This is a genomic window from Mesorhizobium sp. M8A.F.Ca.ET.207.01.1.1, assembly GCF_004794715.1.
Taxonomy (GTDB): domain Bacteria; phylum Pseudomonadota; class Alphaproteobacteria; order Rhizobiales; family Rhizobiaceae; genus Mesorhizobium.
Genome location: NZ_SRUS01000547.1, coordinates 1 through 288, shown reverse-complemented (window position 1 = coordinate 288; position 288 = coordinate 1). Strand labels below are relative to the sequence as shown.

Annotated in this window: 1 pseudogene; it reads right to left on the bottom strand. The window is 64.9% G+C overall.

Annotated elements, in window-relative coordinates:
- Nucleotides 1-233 (bottom strand): annotated as a pseudogene (locus EN850_RS35765) (isocitrate/isopropylmalate family dehydrogenase); the annotation flags it as partial.
- Nucleotides 234-288 lie beyond the last annotated feature (55 nt).

The following is a 288-nucleotide window of genomic DNA, read 5'->3' as shown; positions in this document are numbered from 1 at the left end:
AGCAGCGCGCACGGATTGGCCTGGCCCTGGCCGGCGATGTCCGGCGCGGTGCCGTGCACGGCTTCGAAGATCGCCGCGTCCTAGCCGATGTTGGCACCCGGGGCCAGGCCCAGGCCGCCGACCAGGCCGGCGCACAGGTCGGAGATGATGTCGCCGAACAGGTTGGTGGTGACGATCACATCGAACTGTTCCGGACGCATCACCAGCTGCATGCAGCAGTTGTCGACGATCATTTCCTGGAATTCGATGTCCGGATACTGCGCAGCCACTTCACGGGCGACATTCAGG